The 14,454-nt window shown below is 68.3% G+C and carries 14 protein-coding genes; 8 read left to right on the forward strand and 6 right to left on the reverse strand.

Features of this window, described 5'->3' with window-relative positions; translation table 11 throughout:
• The first annotated feature begins 125 nt into the window (after nt 1-125).
• Nucleotides 126-680, forward strand: a complete 555-nt coding sequence (locus WC555_RS09850; RefSeq protein ID WP_373253229.1) for a peroxiredoxin — start codon at nt 126-128, stop codon at nt 678-680.
• Between the two features lie 234 nt (nt 681-914).
• Nucleotides 915-1,448, forward strand: coding sequence for a carboxymuconolactone decarboxylase family protein (locus WC555_RS09855; protein ID WP_373253230.1), 534 nt, complete (start codon nt 915-917; stop codon nt 1,446-1,448).
• Here WC555_RS09855 and WC555_RS09860 read toward each other — a convergent pair.
• Nucleotides 1,445-1,978, reverse strand: coding sequence for a hypothetical protein (locus WC555_RS09860; protein WP_373253231.1), 534 nt, complete (start codon nt 1,976-1,978; stop codon nt 1,445-1,447). The two genes, WC555_RS09855 and WC555_RS09860, sit on opposite strands and share 4 nt — an antisense overlap.
• A gap of 44 nt (nt 1,979-2,022) precedes the next feature.
• Nucleotides 2,023-2,874, reverse strand: a complete 852-nt coding sequence (locus tag WC555_RS09865; RefSeq protein ID WP_373253233.1) for a glutamate racemase — start codon at nt 2,872-2,874, stop codon at nt 2,023-2,025.
• 123 nt (nt 2,875-2,997) lie between these two features.
• Here WC555_RS09865 and WC555_RS09870 point away from each other — a divergent pair, with 123 nt between their 5' ends.
• Nucleotides 2,998-5,166, forward strand: coding sequence for a M3 family metallopeptidase (locus tag WC555_RS09870; protein WP_373253234.1), 2,169 nt, complete (start codon nt 2,998-3,000; stop codon nt 5,164-5,166).
• Nucleotides 5,167-5,270: 104 nt separating this feature from the next.
• On the opposite strand, the gene WC555_RS09875 is transcribed toward WC555_RS09870, so the two are convergent.
• The 3 genes from WC555_RS09875 to ppc all read right to left on the reverse strand — a co-directional run bounded on the left by WC555_RS09875 (nt 5,271) and on the right by ppc (nt 8,925).
• Nucleotides 5,271-5,588, reverse strand: a complete 318-nt coding sequence (locus WC555_RS09875; protein ID WP_373253236.1) for a UrcA family protein — start codon at nt 5,586-5,588, stop codon at nt 5,271-5,273.
• Nucleotides 5,589-5,764: 176 nt separating this feature from the next.
• The gene (locus WC555_RS09880; RefSeq protein WP_373253237.1) at nt 5,765-6,064 is read right to left on the reverse strand and encodes a UrcA family protein; all 300 of its coding nucleotides are present in this window, start codon (nt 6,062-6,064) and stop codon (nt 5,765-5,767) included.
• Between the two features lie 134 nt (nt 6,065-6,198).
• On the reverse strand, nt 6,199-8,925 hold the full coding sequence (ppc, locus tag WC555_RS09885) for a phosphoenolpyruvate carboxylase (RefSeq protein WP_373253238.1): 2,727 nt from the start codon (nt 8,923-8,925) through the stop codon (nt 6,199-6,201).
• Nucleotides 8,926-9,100: 175 nt separating this feature from the next.
• On the opposite strand from ppc, the gene WC555_RS09890 reads away from it, so the two are divergent.
• From WC555_RS09890 to WC555_RS09910, 5 genes are all read left to right on the forward strand, one after another.
• Entirely contained in the window at nt 9,101-9,664 is a 564-nt protein-coding gene (locus tag WC555_RS09890) for a beta-class carbonic anhydrase (RefSeq protein ID WP_373253240.1), read from the forward strand.
• A 213-nt stretch (nt 9,665-9,877) separates the two neighbouring features.
• Complete coding sequence (ffh, locus tag WC555_RS09895) at nt 9,878-11,398, forward strand: signal recognition particle protein (RefSeq protein WP_373253241.1); 1,521 nt, start codon at nt 9,878-9,880, stop codon at nt 11,396-11,398.
• A gap of 46 nt (nt 11,399-11,444) precedes the next feature.
• Entirely contained in the window at nt 11,445-12,056 is a 612-nt protein-coding gene (gene rpsP, locus WC555_RS09900) for a 30S ribosomal protein S16 (protein WP_373253243.1), read from the forward strand.
• Between the two features lie 165 nt (nt 12,057-12,221).
• A complete protein-coding gene (gene rimM, locus WC555_RS09905; RefSeq protein ID WP_373253244.1) occupies nt 12,222-12,746 on the forward strand; it encodes a ribosome maturation factor RimM in 525 nt (174 codons plus the stop codon).
• A gap of 113 nt (nt 12,747-12,859) precedes the next feature.
• Nucleotides 12,860-13,087, forward strand: coding sequence for a KTSC domain-containing protein (locus WC555_RS09910; RefSeq protein WP_373253245.1), 228 nt, complete (start codon nt 12,860-12,862; stop codon nt 13,085-13,087).
• Between the two features lie 628 nt (nt 13,088-13,715).
• Here the strand turns inward: WC555_RS09910 and WC555_RS09915 are convergent.
• Nucleotides 13,716-14,408, reverse strand: a complete 693-nt coding sequence (locus tag WC555_RS09915; RefSeq protein WP_373253246.1) for a hypothetical protein — start codon at nt 14,406-14,408, stop codon at nt 13,716-13,718.
• Between the last annotated feature and the right edge of the window lie 46 nt (nt 14,409-14,454).

Genomic DNA, 14,454 nt, shown 5'->3' on the forward strand with positions numbered 1-14,454 from the left:
ATCTATGGACCAATGTCAGGTCCACTCATTGACATTGTGCACCGCACAAGCCATTTCGCGGTCGCGGCGCCGCTCCCCCCCGGCGCTCCGGATTCATTCCATCAAGCGACTTCAGGAGAACAGCCATGCTGGGCGTTGGTCAGACACTGCCGGACTTCAAGATCATCGGCGTCAAGCCGGGCTTCAACAACCACGAGGAAAACGGCGTCTCCGCCTTCGAGGCCGTCACCCAGGACAGCTTCGAGGGCAAGTGGAAGGTGATCTTCTTCTACCCCAAGGACTTCACCTTCGTGTGCCCCACCGAGATCGCCGAGTTCGCCTCGCTGGCCCGTGACTTCGACGACCGCGACACCGTGGTCCTGGGCGGCTCGACCGACAACGAGTTCGTCAAACTGGCCTGGCGCCGCGACCACGCCGACCTGTCGAAGCTGCCGATCTGGCAGTTCGCCGACAACGGCGGCAAATTCGCCCGCGACCTGGGCGTCCTCGACGAGGCCGAGGGCGTCGCCCTGCGCGCCACCTTCGTGGTCGACCCGCACAACGTCGTGCAGCACGTCTATGTCACCAATCTGAACGTGGGCCGCGCCCCGGCCGACACCCTGCGTGTCGTCGACGCCCTGCAGACCGACGAGCTGTGCGCCTGCAACCGCCCGGTGGGCGGCGAGACGCTCGCTGCGTAAGGCGGCGTCCTGAGTGGCGGGAGGCGGCGGCGTTTGTATCGCCGCCTCCCGCGCTCGCTGTTTTTTGGGCGCTATGCTCGGCTCGCCCCCGGTCCGATCTCCGATCGGCCGGAGGACAGGCTCCGCCTCGCGACTTGAGCGCGGTCGCGCCCGACCACCCATGACTTCATGCGGCTCAAGCAGCGCGCGACCGCGTCGCGTGCGATAGCCGCTTCCCGAAGGGAACCTCCCAAAATGTCGATCGACGCCCTGCGCGACCTGATGCCCGCCTACGCCAGGGACATTTCGCTGAACCTCGGCTCCCTCGCCTCGGAGACGGTGCTGAACGACCAGCAGAAATGGGGCTGTTTCCTCGCCTCGGCCCATGCGGTCGGCGTCGCTCCGGTGGTCAGGGCGATCGAGGCCCAGGCGGCGGCCATCCTGTCGCCCGAGGCGATGAATGCGGCCAAGGCCGCCGCCGCCATCATGGGCATGAACAACATCTACTACCGGTCGCTGCATCTGATGAAGAACCATGAATACACGACCATCCCCGCCCGGCTGCGGATGAACGTCCTCGCCAATCCGGGCGTCGACAAGATGGATTTCGAACTGTGGTCGACGGCGGTCTCGGCCATCAATGGCTGCGGCTCCTGTCTGGACGCCCATGAGGGCGCGCTGCGCAAGCACGGCGTGCCGGCGACCCAGGTGCAGGCGGCGCTGCGCATCGCCGCGGTGGTCCACGCCGCCAGCCGGATCGTGGCGTCGGAAACGGCGCTGGCCGCCTAGGATCCGGACTCCGCCGGGGCCTCGGCGTACTCCAGATAGCGGAGCCAGCGCTGGTAGCCGGCGCCCATGACCGCATCGACGCCGTCGGCCATGGCGCCGATGCCCGGGCCTTCGACCGTCATGGTCCAGGTCGGTGTCCAGCCCCGGTTCGCCGCGGGCCAGCTGACCACCAGTTCCGCCCGGGTCGTCTTGCCGCGCAGCGGTCCGAAGGGCGCGTCGAACACCATCCGGTCGGCCGTGACCGAGACGGTGCGGCCATGGTCGAAAGCGGTCCCGTCGGCCAGTGTCTCGCACCAGCAGCCGCCGGGCGCGAGGTCGAGGCTCAGATTGGCGGCCGAGCCCGAATAGGTGTGGGCGGCGTCCCACCACCGGGGGAGCGCCACGAATGCGGCTGGAATGTCATCGGGCGCGATCTCGGCGCCGGCCGCATAGCGCAGGGTGAAGCTGTCGGCGGTGCGCGACACGACCTCGGCGGCGGCCGGCGCCGCCAAAAGGGCCAGGACGACGGCGGCGATCAGGGGCTTGAGCATGGACGATCCTCCCGCCGCCATGGGGCGACGAACGGCGCCGGTCGTCAAGCCGGGGTGAAGGTCAGGGGCGCGCCCCAGAACTGGGCGACCAGATCCGATTGCGGCCCGGCCTTGCCGCTGGTCAGGAAGTCCCGGCGGCCCGAGCCGCCCAGATCATATTCCGGATGGCGCTCGAAATAGCGCGCCAGGGCGTCCGCCACGGCGGTCGGCTGGTGGATCACCGGCGTGCCGGGCGGCAGGGCCGCGGCGAACAGGTCGGCGACGATCTCATAGTGGGTGCAGCCCAGGATGGCCTGGTCGGGATGGCGGCCGATGCGGCGCCGCAGGGCGTCGACATGGTCCTCGACCACCACCTTCAGCTCCTCGATCGGGGCGCCCAGCTCGATCAGGCCGGCCAGACCCGGGCATGGTTCGGAGAAGACGGCCAGATCCTCGCGCCGCTTGTCGATCTCGATCTCGTAGACCCGACTCATCGCCGTGGCGGCGGTGCAGAAGACGCCGGTGATGTCGATGGCCTCGATCTTGTCGGGGCGCCGCTCGGCCTCATAGGTCCAGGGCAGGCCCGTGGCCGCCTCGATGGTCGGGACGATGATGCCCAGCACATTGATCGGTCGGCCGTGGCGCGCCCGCGCCTCGGGCACCCAGCTCTGCTGCAGCCGGCGCAGGGCGATGGCGCTGGCCGTGTTGCAGGCCAGGACGATGACATTGGCCCCGGCCTCGAACAGCCGTTCGCAGCCCGCGCGGGTCAGTTCGACGATCTCCTCGCCGCCGCGTCCGCCATAGGGGGCGTTGGCCTGGTCGGCCAGATAGACGAAATCGCGGTCGGGGAACCGCCGCGTCAGTTCGCGGTGGACCGTCAGCCCGCCCACGCCGGAGTCGAATACGCCAATCGCCATGGCGCGGGCTTTAGACTTGCCGCCCCCTCCCGTCCACCGGGGAAGATTACGGCCCGTTCATGTGACAGTCAGCAGCCCGAGCGCCTAGGGTCGCGGAAACGAACGCCCCGCACGGAGTTTCTCATGCACAGACGTCACCTTCTCATCGCCGGAGGCAGCATGCTCGCCCTCTCGGCCTGCGCCTCGAACGGAACCCCCATGGGCGGAGCTGCGCCAACCTCCACCCTCGCGGCCGACGCCGCCGTCGCGAGGGCGGTCCTGCCGGTGCAGACACCGCGCGCCGAGCTGCTGCAACCCTGGACCGGCCCGTTCGGCGGGGTGCCGCCGTGGGACAAGGTGACGGCGCCGAAACTGCGCGCCGCCCTGCTGGAAGGCATTGATCTGCAGCGCGCCGAGATCGAGGCGATCGCTGACAATCCCGAGCCCGCCACCTTCGCCAACACCATGGTCGCCATGCAGATGGCCGGCGAGCCGCTGGACCGAGCCGGGTCCATCTATGGCGTCATGACGTCGAACATCGGCTCGGACGACTACAACGCCGTCGACACCGAGGTGTCGCCCCTGTTGTCGGCCGCCGGCGACGAGATCACCTTCAACGAAAAGCTGTTCGCCCGCATCAGGACCGTGGCCGACAACGCCCTCGCCATGGGCCTGACCGCCGAGCAGACGCGCATCGCCGAACGCAGCCGCGACGCCTTCGTGCGCAACGGCGCCGCCCTGGACGCCGCCGGCAAGGCCGAGCTGGGCCGGATCAACACCGCCCTGGCCAACGCCTTCACCGCCTTCAGCCAGAAGGTCGTGGCCGACGAGAACACCTGGACGGTCATCCCGACCGAAGCCGGCGTGGCCGGCCTCCCTGCCTCGAACAAGGCCGCCGCGGCCGCCGCGGCCCGCAGCCGCAATGTGCAGGGCTGGGCCATCGTCAACACCCGCTCCAGCGTCGATCCCTTCCTCAGCTTCGCCGACGACCGGGCCTTGCGCGAAGTGGTCTGGAAGAAGTTCGTCAACCGCGGCGACAACGGCGACGGCAACGACACCAATGCGATCATCGCGGGGATCGTGAAGCTGCGTCAGGACCGCGCCCGCCTGCTGGGCTTCACCAACCACGCCGAGTGGCGGATGCAGGACACCATGGCCAAGACGCCGCGCGCCGCCATGGATCTGATGAATCGCGTCTGGGCCCCGGCCAAGGCGCGGGTGGCGGAAGAGGTCGCGGACATGCGCGCGATCGCCGGTCACGAGATCGAGCCGTGGGACTATCTGTACTACGCCGAGAAGGTCCGGAAGGCGAAGTACGACCTCGACCAGAACGAGCTGAAACCCTATTTCGAGCTCAACAACGTTCGCGCCGGCTCGTTCGAGATGGCGCGCCGCCTGTACGGTTTCACCTTCGACAAGCTGCCCGCGGGCGCCGTGCCGGTCTTCCATCCGGACGTGACCGTCTATGAGGTCAAGGACGCCGGCCGGCCCATCGGCCTGTACTACGCCGACGACTACTCACGCGCCGGCAAGCGTTCGGGCGCCTGGATGACGACCTACCGGTCGCATTCGACCTATGACGGCGACAAGAACACCCTCGGCTCGAACAACAACAACTTCACCAAGGCCGAAGGCGGCGAGCCGATCCTGATCTCGCTCGACGACGCCGAGACGATGTTCCACGAGTTCGGCCACACCCTGCACGCCTATGCGTCGAAGGTGACCTATCCGGCGCTCGGCGGCACGCCGCGCGACTATGTCGAATATCCGTCGCAGGTGCATGAGCACTGGGTGCTGAGCCGGCCGATCCTGGACGGCTTCATGAAGCACTACCAGACCGGCGAACCGATGCCGCAGGCGCTGGTCGACAAGGTCCAGGCGGCCCAGACCTTCAACCAGGGCTATGCCACGGTCAGCTATCTGTCCTCCGCCCTGGTCGACATGGACCTGCATACGCAGACCACGCCGCCGACCGACATCGACGCCTTCGAGCGCGAGAGCCTGGAACGCTACGGCATGCCGAAGGAGATCGTGATGCGGCACCGCCTGCCGCAGTTCAATCACCTGTTCACCTCGGACGCCTATTCGGCCGGGTATTATTCCTACCTCTGGTCAGAGGTCATGGACGCCGACACCTGGGCCTATTTCGAGGAGTCGGGCGACGTCTTCAATCCGGATATCGCGAGCCGCTACAAGGCTATCATCCTCGCCGAGGGCAACACCACCGACCGCGCCGAGGCCTATCGCCGCTTCCGCGGCCGCGACCCGGACGTGACGGCCCTGCTCAAGGTGCGGGGCTTCCCGACGTCGTAAGGGGCCCTACAGCCCTTCGGGCTGCTTGAGGCCGCCGCGCGGGGCGCGGGTGCGAGATGAAGAGGCCGGCGGAGCGATCCTCCGGCCTCTTTCGTCTGTGCGGATCACGCCGGCCGGGCGGGGGCGACCATGGCGAGTATGCGGTCGCCACGGCGGGCCCGGGCGTAGTCGTCCTGACGCGAGGCGGGCAGGCTGCGCACGGCTTCCTGCTGCACCCGACGGACGCAACTGTCGTTGACCACGGCGCGCGGGCCGAGGGCGCAGACCCGGCGGGCAGCCGCGGCGGCGCGGGCGTCGAAGGTTTGGGCGCCCGAGCCGGTCGACAGGTCGAGGTCGCTGAAGGGGATGCGAACCTCCTGGGCGGTCGCCGGCGCGGCGTAAAGCAGGGCGGCGGCGGTGAGGGAAAGCGCTGTTCTGATCATCTGAAGTCCTCCGGTCGCGGGGGGATGCGACCACAAGGCAGATGAGGGTCTCATATGACAGCCACCAGACCAGAACCGTGATGTTTCCTTGATTCCAGACCGAGTACTGCTCAGCCGTTCAGAAGCCTGACTTATGTCAAAGCGGGGCCGCCCGGGGGGAGCGGCCCCGTTTGGCGTCAGACGACCAGCGGAAGACGGCTCAGGGCGTAGTCGACCTGGACGCGGCCCGGAAGCAACCGTACGGCCTCCGCCTTGACGGCCGCGCGGCAGAAGGCGCGGTCGTTGACGAGACTGCCGGGTGCGCGCGCATTGCGGCACAGTTTGCGGGCGGCGGCCTCGACCCGGCTGTCGAAGGCGTCGGCGCCGGCGGCGCTGGACATGTCCAGATCGCCCCAGGCGATTCGCGCCTCCTGGGCCGAGGCGGATCCGGCGGCGGCGAGGGCGAGGACGGCGGCGAGAGAAGCGAGGGCTTTCATGACGAACTCCTGGGGAGGTCAACGTCGCTCTTGGCGGCGACGGGGTGTCAGATGCGCCCGGCCCGTTGCAACCGCGTGAGCATTCGGAGGCGAAATCGCGACGCTGGATGAATTCGCGGAAACCTGAACGGCGATCAGCCGCTGTTGCGCAGGCCCGCCGCCACCCCGTTCAGGGCCAGCAATATGCCCTCGCGCACCCGCGGATCGTCGTCGCCGGCGCGGCGGCGGCGGATCAGTTCGATCTGCACATGGTTCAGGGGTTCGACATAGGGCATGCGCAGGCGGATCAGGCGATCCAGCTCGGGCTGGCCGCCCAGCAGCGCCGCCTGCCCGGTGATGGCCAGGACCGCCGCGCGGGTTCGATCCCACTCCCCCTCGATGGCGGCGAAGATGCGCTCGGCCAGCGCACTGTCCGGCACGAGGGACGCGTAGCGGCGGGCGATGGTCATGTCGGCCTTGGCCATGACCATCTCCATGTTCTGGATCAGGGTGCGGAAGAAGGGCCAGTCGCGGGCCATGGTCCGCAGCTCGTCCATGTCGGTGCCCCCATCCAGGAGTTCGGTGACCGCCGAGCCGAAGCCGAACCAGCCCGGCAGCATGACGCGCGACTGCGACCAGCTGAACACCCAGGGGATGGCGCGCAGGTCCTCGATCGCCGTCGACGCCGTGCGCGAGGCGGGCCGCGAGCCGATCTTGAGGTCGGCGATCTCGGCGATCGGCGTGGCCGCGCGGAAATAGTCGACGAAGCCGTCGGTCTCGTAGACCAGGGCCCGGTAGGCGGCCATCGAGGCCCGCGACAGGGCGGCGGCGGTCTCGCCGTGTCTGGCTGTGAAGGTCTCGTCCTCCGGCGGACGCAGCGACGCCAGCAGCACGCCGCAGGTCAGGGCGTCGAGGTTGCGCCGCGCGACCTCGGGCTCTCCGTATTTGTTGGCGATGACCTCGCCCTGTTCGGTGACGCGGATACGCCCGGCCACCGTGCCCTGGGGCTGGGCGATCACGGCGGCGAAGCTGGAGCCCCCGCCCCTGCCCACCGCCCCGCCCCGGCCATGGAACAGCTGCAGCCTCAGCCCGGCCGCGTCCGTCACCCCCTTCAGGGCCTGCGACGCCTCGTGCAGCTCCCAGGTCGAGGTCAGGTAGGAGCCGTCCTTGTTGGAGTCGGAATAGCCGATCATCACTTCCTGAACGCCGCGCGCGCGGGCGACGGCGAGGGCCGACGGCTCCCGCAACAGACGCTCCAGCGTCGGGCGCGAGGCGCGCAGGTCGTCGATGGTCTCGAACAGGGGCGCGGCCTGGACCGGACAGGCGGCCGGGTCGGACGGCCGGTAGAGACCGACCTCCTTGAGCAGCAGATAGACCTCCAGCAGGTCCGAGGCCGCGTCGGTCTTGGAGACGATGTGGGTGCGGATCGCCTGCGGCCCGAACAGGCGCAGGGCCTCGGCCGCCGCCTGCAATATGCCGCGCTCCTTCAACGTCTCCTCGGCACAGGCCGCATAGGGATTGAACAGCGGCCGCCCCGAGGCGAGTTCGGCGGCGAGGACCGTCAGGCGCGCGTCCTCTTCGAGGGCGGCGTAGTCGTCGCAGACGCCCGCAACCTTCAGCAAGTCGGCGACGACGCGCTCGTGCACGTCCGAATTCTGGCGCAGGTCCAGGGTCGCCATGTGGAAGCCGAAGACGTCGGCGGCCGTGATCAGCCCGGCCAGACGGTCGTCCTCGAACACCGCGCCGTGGTTGCTGACCAGACTGTCCTGCAGCACCGCCAGATCGGCGCGGAAGGCGTCCGGCCCGGCATAGGGTTCGGCGGCGAATGAAGGCGCGCGCGGGGCGGGCTGGCCGGTCAGGACCGGATGGGTGGCGGCCAGCCGGGCGTAGATTTCGCTGAGGGCGCGGCGGTAGGGCTCGTCGGCCCGGTGGGGCGAGCGATCGCCCGACGCCTCGGCCAGCGCCCTGAGCGCCGGTGAGATGGCGCTCAGCGACCCGGACAGGCTGAGCTCGGCCCCCAGGGCGTTCACCTCGTCGAGGTAGAAGCGCAGCACGGCCCGGGCCTGGCTGCGGAAGGCGGCGGTCAGGACCGCCCCGTCGACATTGGGGTTGCCGTCCCGGTCTCCCCCGACCCAGGTGCCGATGCGGATGAAGGGGGCCAGGTCCGGCGCTTCCAGCCGCCGGCGCCAGTCCGCCAGCTGCGCCGGGGCGACGTGCAGGAAGACGCGGTCGAGGAAGGAGACGACGGTGTCGATCTCGTCCTGCACCACCAGCCCCGTCCGCCGCACCAGACGCGTGGCCCACAGGATGGTGACCTGCCGCCTCAGCCCCGCGTTCCGGGCGTCGATATCGCAGGCCGCGCCGGTCTGGTCGCAGGCGTCCAGCAGGTCCGACACGGCGGCGATACGGTCGATGACGCTCTTGCGCCGGACCTCGGACGGGTGGGCGGTCAGCACCGGCGAGATCAGGGCGCCGGCCAGAAGCTCGCGCACGTCGGCCCGGCTGGCCCCCGCTGCGTCCAGCCGCTGAAGCGCGCCGTCAGGCGTGTCGGCCCGGGCCCCGGCCGCCGTCTGTTCCTGGGCCCGGCGCTTGCCGGCCCGGTCCTCGGCCACATTGGCCAGCAGGGAGAAGGCGGCGAAGCCGTGGGCCAGGCCGACGGCGTCGTCCAGCGACAGCGCGGCCAGCAGGGCCTCCAGCCGTGAGGCGTCGTTGGAGGCCGGGTCCCTGTGATAGGCCACCGACGCCTGCCGCACCGCCTCGATGCGGTCGTACAGATCCTGCCCGCCCTCGTCGCGGATGACCTCGCCCAGCAGCCCGCCCAGCAGGCGAACCTCATCGCGCAGGCGGTCCCCATACTCAGGAAGGGGGGCGGCTGGGCTCATGGGCGGCGCCTCTCTGGAAGCGGCATGGGAGTCGGCACAAGCGCCGGGGGGCGACGTTGAGTCAACCGCCGAAACGGGTCTTTTCGGTCAAGTTTTGCTGCAGTGCGGACAATTAATGTTGCGGCGCGGCAGTTTCGTGTTTCCATGCCCGGCGGGGGATTTTGCGAGGTCCGACATGTCCACAAGTCCGGTCTATCAGGAAGTCACGGCGGCCAACGCCGCCTATGCCGAAAGCTTCGGCGACAAGGGCGGGCTGGCCCTGCCGCCTGCCCGCGCCTTCGCCATCCTGACCTGCATGGACGCCCGCCTCGACCCGGCGAAATACGCCGGCCTGGCCGAGGGCGACGCCCATGTGATCCGCAACGCCGGCGGGCGCGCCAGCGACGACGCCATCCGCTCGCTGGTGATCTCGCACAAGCTGCTGGGCACGAAGGAATGGTTCGTCATCCACCACACCGACTGCGGCATGCAACTGTTTGACGGGGATACGATCGCCGGCCTGCTTGAGACCAGCCGGGCGACGGCGTCCTTCGACGGCTCCGTCTGGACCAACACCGGCGCCGAGGGCGGATCGACCGCCGGGCATTACGTTCAGTGGCTGGCGTTCAAGGACCTGGGCAAGAGCGTCGTCGACGACGTGAAGCGGATCCGCGAACATCCTCTGACGCCGAAGGACGTCCCGGTTCACGGCTTCATCTACGACGTGAAGACGGGACGGCTGCTGCCGGTCGAGACCTGACGCGCGGGCAGAGTCGACAAACCGCCCCTTTTCCCCCATAAGCCGCCGCTTCCGACGCAAGTGAACCTCGCGTCTCCACCCACACGACCCCGGTTTCGGCCGGACGAGGTGGGCGAGAACCCTCCGCCGACGTGATCGTCGCCGGAGGCCATTTCGCTATGGAGACCGTTTCATCCGTCGGATTGGGTGGCCGCAGGGCCGACGAGGTTGTGAATGTTCGAGGCTCTGAACGAGCGGCTGACAGGCGTCTTCGACCGGATCACCGGACGCGGCGCCCTGTCCGAGAAGGACGTCTCCGATGCGATGCGCGAAGTCCGCGTGGCGCTGCTCGAGGCCGACGTCGCCCTGCCCGTCGTCAAGGACTTCATCGCCTTCGCCACCGAACGCGCCACGGGCGAGGACGTCATCCGCTCGGTCAAGCCCGCCGATCAGGTGGTCAAGATCGTCTATGACGGCCTGGTCGAGATGCTGGGCGGGGACGAGCCGACCCCGATCAATCTGAACGCCACGCCGCCCGCCGTCATCCTGATGGCCGGCCTGCAGGGCTCGGGCAAGACCACGACCTCGGCCAAGCTGGCGCTGCGGCTGACCAAGTTCGACCGCAAGAAGGTCATGATGGCCTCGCTGGACACGCGTCGTCCGGCGGCCATGGAGCAGCTGCAGACCCTCGGCAAACAGATCGAGGTCGCGACCCTGCCCATCGTGGCCGGCGAGTCGCCGATCCAGATCACCCGGCGCGCCCTGCAGTCCGCGAAACTCCAGGGCTTCGATGTCCTGATCCTCGACACCGCCGGCCGGATCACGCTGGACGAGGCCCTGATGGCCGAGGTGGCCGAGGTCGCCGCCGTCGCCAAACCCGTTGAGACCCTGCTGGTCGCCGACAGCCTGACCGGTCAGGACGCCGTCCGCACCGCGAAAGCCTTCCACGACCGTCTGCCCCTGACCGGCCTGGTCCTGACCCGCGCCGACGGCGACGGGCGCGGCGGGGCCATGCTGTCCATGCGCGCCGTCACCGGCCTGCCGATCAAATACATCGGCGCGGGCGAGAAGGTCGACGCGCTGGAAGTCTTCGACGCCCGCCGCGTCGCCGGCCGCATCCTCGGTCAGGGGGACATCGTCGCCCTGGTCGAGAAGGCTTCCCAGGAGCTGGACCAGTCCAAGGCCGAGGCCATGGCGCGGAAACTGGCCAAGGGCCAGTTCGACCTCAACGACCTCGCCGCCCAGCTGCAGCAGATGAAGAAGATGGGCGGTCTTCAGGGCATCATGGGCATGCTGCCCGGGGTGGCCAAGATGAAGGCCCAGATGGCCGACAGCGGCGTCGACGACCGCATGATTGCCCGCCAGGAAGCCATCATCTCCTCGATGACGAAGGCCGAGCGCAAGAAGCCCGACCTGCTGAACGCCAGCCGCAAGAAGCGCATCGCCAAAGGCGCCGGCGTCGAGGTTCAGGACATCAACCGCCTGCTCAAACAGCACCGCCAGATGGCCGACATGGTCAAGTCCATGTCCAAGGGCGGCGGCAAGGGCATGAAGCAGATGGCCGCCATGATGGGCGGCCTCGGCGGCGGAATGGGCGGCGGCCCCGACATGGCCCGCCTCAAGGCGATGGGGGGCGGCCGCATGCCCGAGCCCAGCGCCGACGACATGAAAGCCCTCCAGGACCGCCTCGCGGGTCTGGGCGGCGGACAACTTCCGGGGGGGCTTCCGGGTCTGCCCGGCCTTCCCAAGAAATAGTCCTTCCCTCCCAAGAAATAATCCGACTTAACGAAAGAGACTGAAAATGCTGAAGATTCGTCTGGCCCGCGGCGGCGCCAAGAAGCGCCCCTACTACTACATCGTCGTCGCCGACAGCCACTCGCCGCGCGATGGCAAATTCATCGAGCGCGTCGGCACCTACAATCCGATGCTGCCGCGCGACGGCGAGCAGAAGCGCGTCACCCTGAAGACCGACCGGATCACGGAATGGCTCGCCAAGGGCGCCCAGCCGACCGACCGCGTGGCCCGCTTCCTGAGCCAGGACGAAGCCCTGGCCGACAAGGTCAAATGGACCCAGTCGAACAACCCGAAGAAGGCCGAGCCGGGCAAGAAGGCCCAGGAACGCGCCGCCGAGCGCGCCCAGCGCGAAGCCGACCGTGCGGAAGCCGAAGCCGCCGCCAAGGTGGAAGCCGCCGAAGCCGCCGTCCGCGCCAAGGAAGAAGCGGCCGCTGCTGCTGAAGCCGCGAAGAACGCGCCGGCGCCCGAGCCCGAAGCCGTTGCTGAAGAGGCCCCGGCCGAGGCCGCCGCTGAAGAGGCTCCGGCCGCTGAAGCCGTGACGGAAGAGGCTCCGGCCGAAGCTCCCGCGGAAGAAGCTCCGGCCGCTGAAGCGACCGAAGAAGAGAAGACCGAGGCCTGATCCGGTGATCCTTCTCCCCTCCGGGGGAGAAGGTGGCCGCCGAAGGCGGTCGGATGAGGGGGATGTTGGACGCGACGCGGAACGGGTGAGATCGGGCAATCTTTAACAGCCCCCTCATCCGTCCCGCTCCGCGGTCCACCTTCTCCCCCGAGGGGAGAAGGACGAATGACCGAAAGCAAACTCATCCTCGTCGGCCAGGTCGCCGGCGGGTTCGGGGTCAAGGGCGAGGTGCGGGTCACGGCCTGGACCGCCGACCCCATGGCCCTGCTGTCCTATGGCGTCCTGCTGCGCGCCGACGGCACGCCCGGACTGACCCTGACCTCGGCCCGGCCCGAGAAGACCGCCGTGGTCGGCCGCGCCAAGGAGATCGCCACCAAGGAACAGGCCGACGCCCTGCGCGGGCTGAAGCTGTACATCCACCGCGACCGCCTGCCCGAACCCGATGAGGACGAATTCTACCTGACCGATCTGGTCGGGCTGGAGGCGCGCGACCCGGACGGCGTCGTGCTGGGCCCGGTCCGCGCGGTGCAGAATTTCGGCGCCGACGACATGCTGGAGATCGCGCCCGCGTTGGGCGGCCCGACCTGGTACCTGCCGTTCACCAAGGAGGCCGTGCCCGAACTGCACATCGCCGACGGCTGGCTGCTGGCCGTCAAGCCGACCGAGATCGGCGAGCGCGAACCGGACTGACGATCCGGCGAAGACCGCCATCCGGCTGCACCGCATGAACTGCAACGCCCGGACCGCCATCCGTGCGGAACGCGCTGATCCGGCCATGCAGCGAATTGGAGCCCGCGCCGGGCATGGCGCGTTGCCCCGTCATGCCCTCCACCGTCATCCGCCGCTTCAGCTATGACGAGCCCCGGCGCCGCCTGCGCGTGACTTTCGTCTCGGGCGACGTCTACGACTACGTCGGCGTGCCGCCCGAGGTGGAGGCGGCCTTCCGGGCCGCCTTCTCCAAGGGCCGCTTCTTCGCCTCGGACATCCGCGACCGCTACCCGTTCGAGCGGGTGCTGATCGCCACGCCCTAGGGATGGATTGCGCAGCTCTTCCCATCCCTGTCGTCACAGCTCACCACGCATGTGGAGACCGTTGCCAACCACAAGTCTTCGACGGGTCGTTGACCTTGGCAAATGCGGTCAATGGCTATGTGTTGGCTTTCAGGGCGCTGACGGCGCACAGCTCTTGATCGCTTCCACCGTGTCGTTGACCCAGTGCGCGTACGGACCCTGCGAGCCGCGGATTTCCAGATCAACCTGCGACCAATCTGGCGCGTAACCCGCCGTAGTGATGACCCAGTATTCGGCGTGTGGAGCACGGGGCGCAAGCGGTAGGTTCCGGGGACGATCCGGAATCAGAAGTACAGGCGCCGGGCGTAGTGGCGGCAATCGCGAATAGGCGGCGATCGCGTCCCGAAAGCCAATGCAGGTCCGGTCGGTGACCCGACCCTCGCGCCTGTTCCCGGCAAGCGTCGCCACCCATGATTGATCAGCGGCAAGAACGATCTCCATGCGCACGCCCGACGCCCCCCTCGCCACAATACTCACCGGCGTCAAAGGCGTAGCCAGGGGCGGCTCGAATGGACCTGCAGGGGAGGGCGACGAAACACACCCGCCCAAGGCGCCGATCACGCCGACTGCCGCGAGGGTGGCGACGCATTTATGTAGCAGGACAGGGTTGCGCATCCGGATTTACCTCCGCTCCCAGCTGGTTGTAGGGCGTGTCTTTATTGTATGCGTAAATTCGGTACCCGGTTGGCGAAGAAGCGTCGAGGACGACAACATAGACCGACACGTGTGAAAGTTCTGCGCGTTCCGGATTGGTAGCACTGTACTGGCTGGACATATTGATGAATTCCGCCCACTCGCCGCCGCTCAGGTTTCCGTCGCCGCTTGGATGATTATGGATGTCTCCCATCCAGTTTCCCGAATGAACCCCCGCAACATCAATGGACACATTCGGCACAGACCCGAGCACTGCGGGATCACCGACAGTGATATTCGGTTGAAGGTTAACTTGCCCATTGGCTCCCAAAAGCAGGTAGGAGCCGAATTCCCGGTTGGCGAGGCTGGAGCCGTCATTCAATGACGCGGCCTTCGCAATCAACGCCGCAGCGCCGGCAGCCGCCGCGGCATCAGCATTCCAGATTTTTCGTGACACGGGATCGGCGCAAGGATCCACCTGACCTTCCGGCGGCGTCTCGTCCTCTTCCTCCAGTTCCCACTGATTGGTTCCACCGGGCTCGTTGGCGCCGCCTCCACCGCTTCCGCCCCGGCTCGGATAGGTTCCATCGGGCCTGCGGCGCTGACCCGTTACCGTGATGTCGTCGAGGGGGTAGCCGGGATCGGTCATGTCCGCTCCTTCGGTTCGACGTGAGCCTATCCTGCCTGTTTCGCCT

This window comes from Brevundimonas sp., from assembly GCF_041648615.1.
Classification (GTDB): Bacteria; Pseudomonadota; Alphaproteobacteria; order Caulobacterales; family Caulobacteraceae; genus Brevundimonas.

What these genes read in the sequence shown, in the direction of transcription:
- rimM (WP_373253244.1), top strand. Translation starts at nt 12,222, where the DNA reads ATGACCGAAAGCAAACTCATCCTCGTCGGCCAGGTCGCCGGCGGGTTC.
- WC555_RS09860 (WP_373253231.1), bottom strand. Translation starts at nt 1,978, where the DNA reads ATGCTCAAGCCCCTGATCGCCGCCGTCGTCCTGGCCCTTTTGGCGGCG.
- rpsP (WP_373253243.1), top strand. Translation starts at nt 11,445, where the DNA reads ATGCTGAAGATTCGTCTGGCCCGCGGCGGCGCCAAGAAGCGCCCCTAC.
- WC555_RS09875 (WP_373253236.1), bottom strand. Translation starts at nt 5,588, where the DNA reads ATGATCAGAACAGCGCTTTCCCTCACCGCCGCCGCCCTGCTTTACGCC.
- ffh (WP_373253241.1), top strand. Translation starts at nt 9,878, where the DNA reads ATGTTCGAGGCTCTGAACGAGCGGCTGACAGGCGTCTTCGACCGGATC.
- WC555_RS09850 (WP_373253229.1), top strand. Translation starts at nt 126, where the DNA reads ATGCTGGGCGTTGGTCAGACACTGCCGGACTTCAAGATCATCGGCGTC.
- ppc (WP_373253238.1), bottom strand. Translation starts at nt 8,925, where the DNA reads ATGAGCCCAGCCGCCCCCCTTCCTGAGTATGGGGACCGCCTGCGCGAT.
- WC555_RS09915 (WP_373253246.1), bottom strand. Translation starts at nt 14,408, where the DNA reads ATGACCGATCCCGGCTACCCCCTCGACGACATCACGGTAACGGGTCAG.
- WC555_RS09880 (WP_373253237.1), bottom strand. Translation starts at nt 6,064, where the DNA reads ATGAAAGCCCTCGCTTCTCTCGCCGCCGTCCTCGCCCTCGCCGCCGCC.
- WC555_RS09890 (WP_373253240.1), top strand. Translation starts at nt 9,101, where the DNA reads ATGTCCACAAGTCCGGTCTATCAGGAAGTCACGGCGGCCAACGCCGCC.
- WC555_RS09865 (WP_373253233.1), bottom strand. Translation starts at nt 2,874, where the DNA reads ATGGCGATTGGCGTATTCGACTCCGGCGTGGGCGGGCTGACGGTCCAC.
- WC555_RS09855 (WP_373253230.1), top strand. Translation starts at nt 915, where the DNA reads ATGTCGATCGACGCCCTGCGCGACCTGATGCCCGCCTACGCCAGGGAC.
- WC555_RS09870 (WP_373253234.1), top strand. Translation starts at nt 2,998, where the DNA reads ATGCACAGACGTCACCTTCTCATCGCCGGAGGCAGCATGCTCGCCCTC.
- WC555_RS09910 (WP_373253245.1), top strand. Translation starts at nt 12,860, where the DNA reads ATGGCGCGTTGCCCCGTCATGCCCTCCACCGTCATCCGCCGCTTCAGC.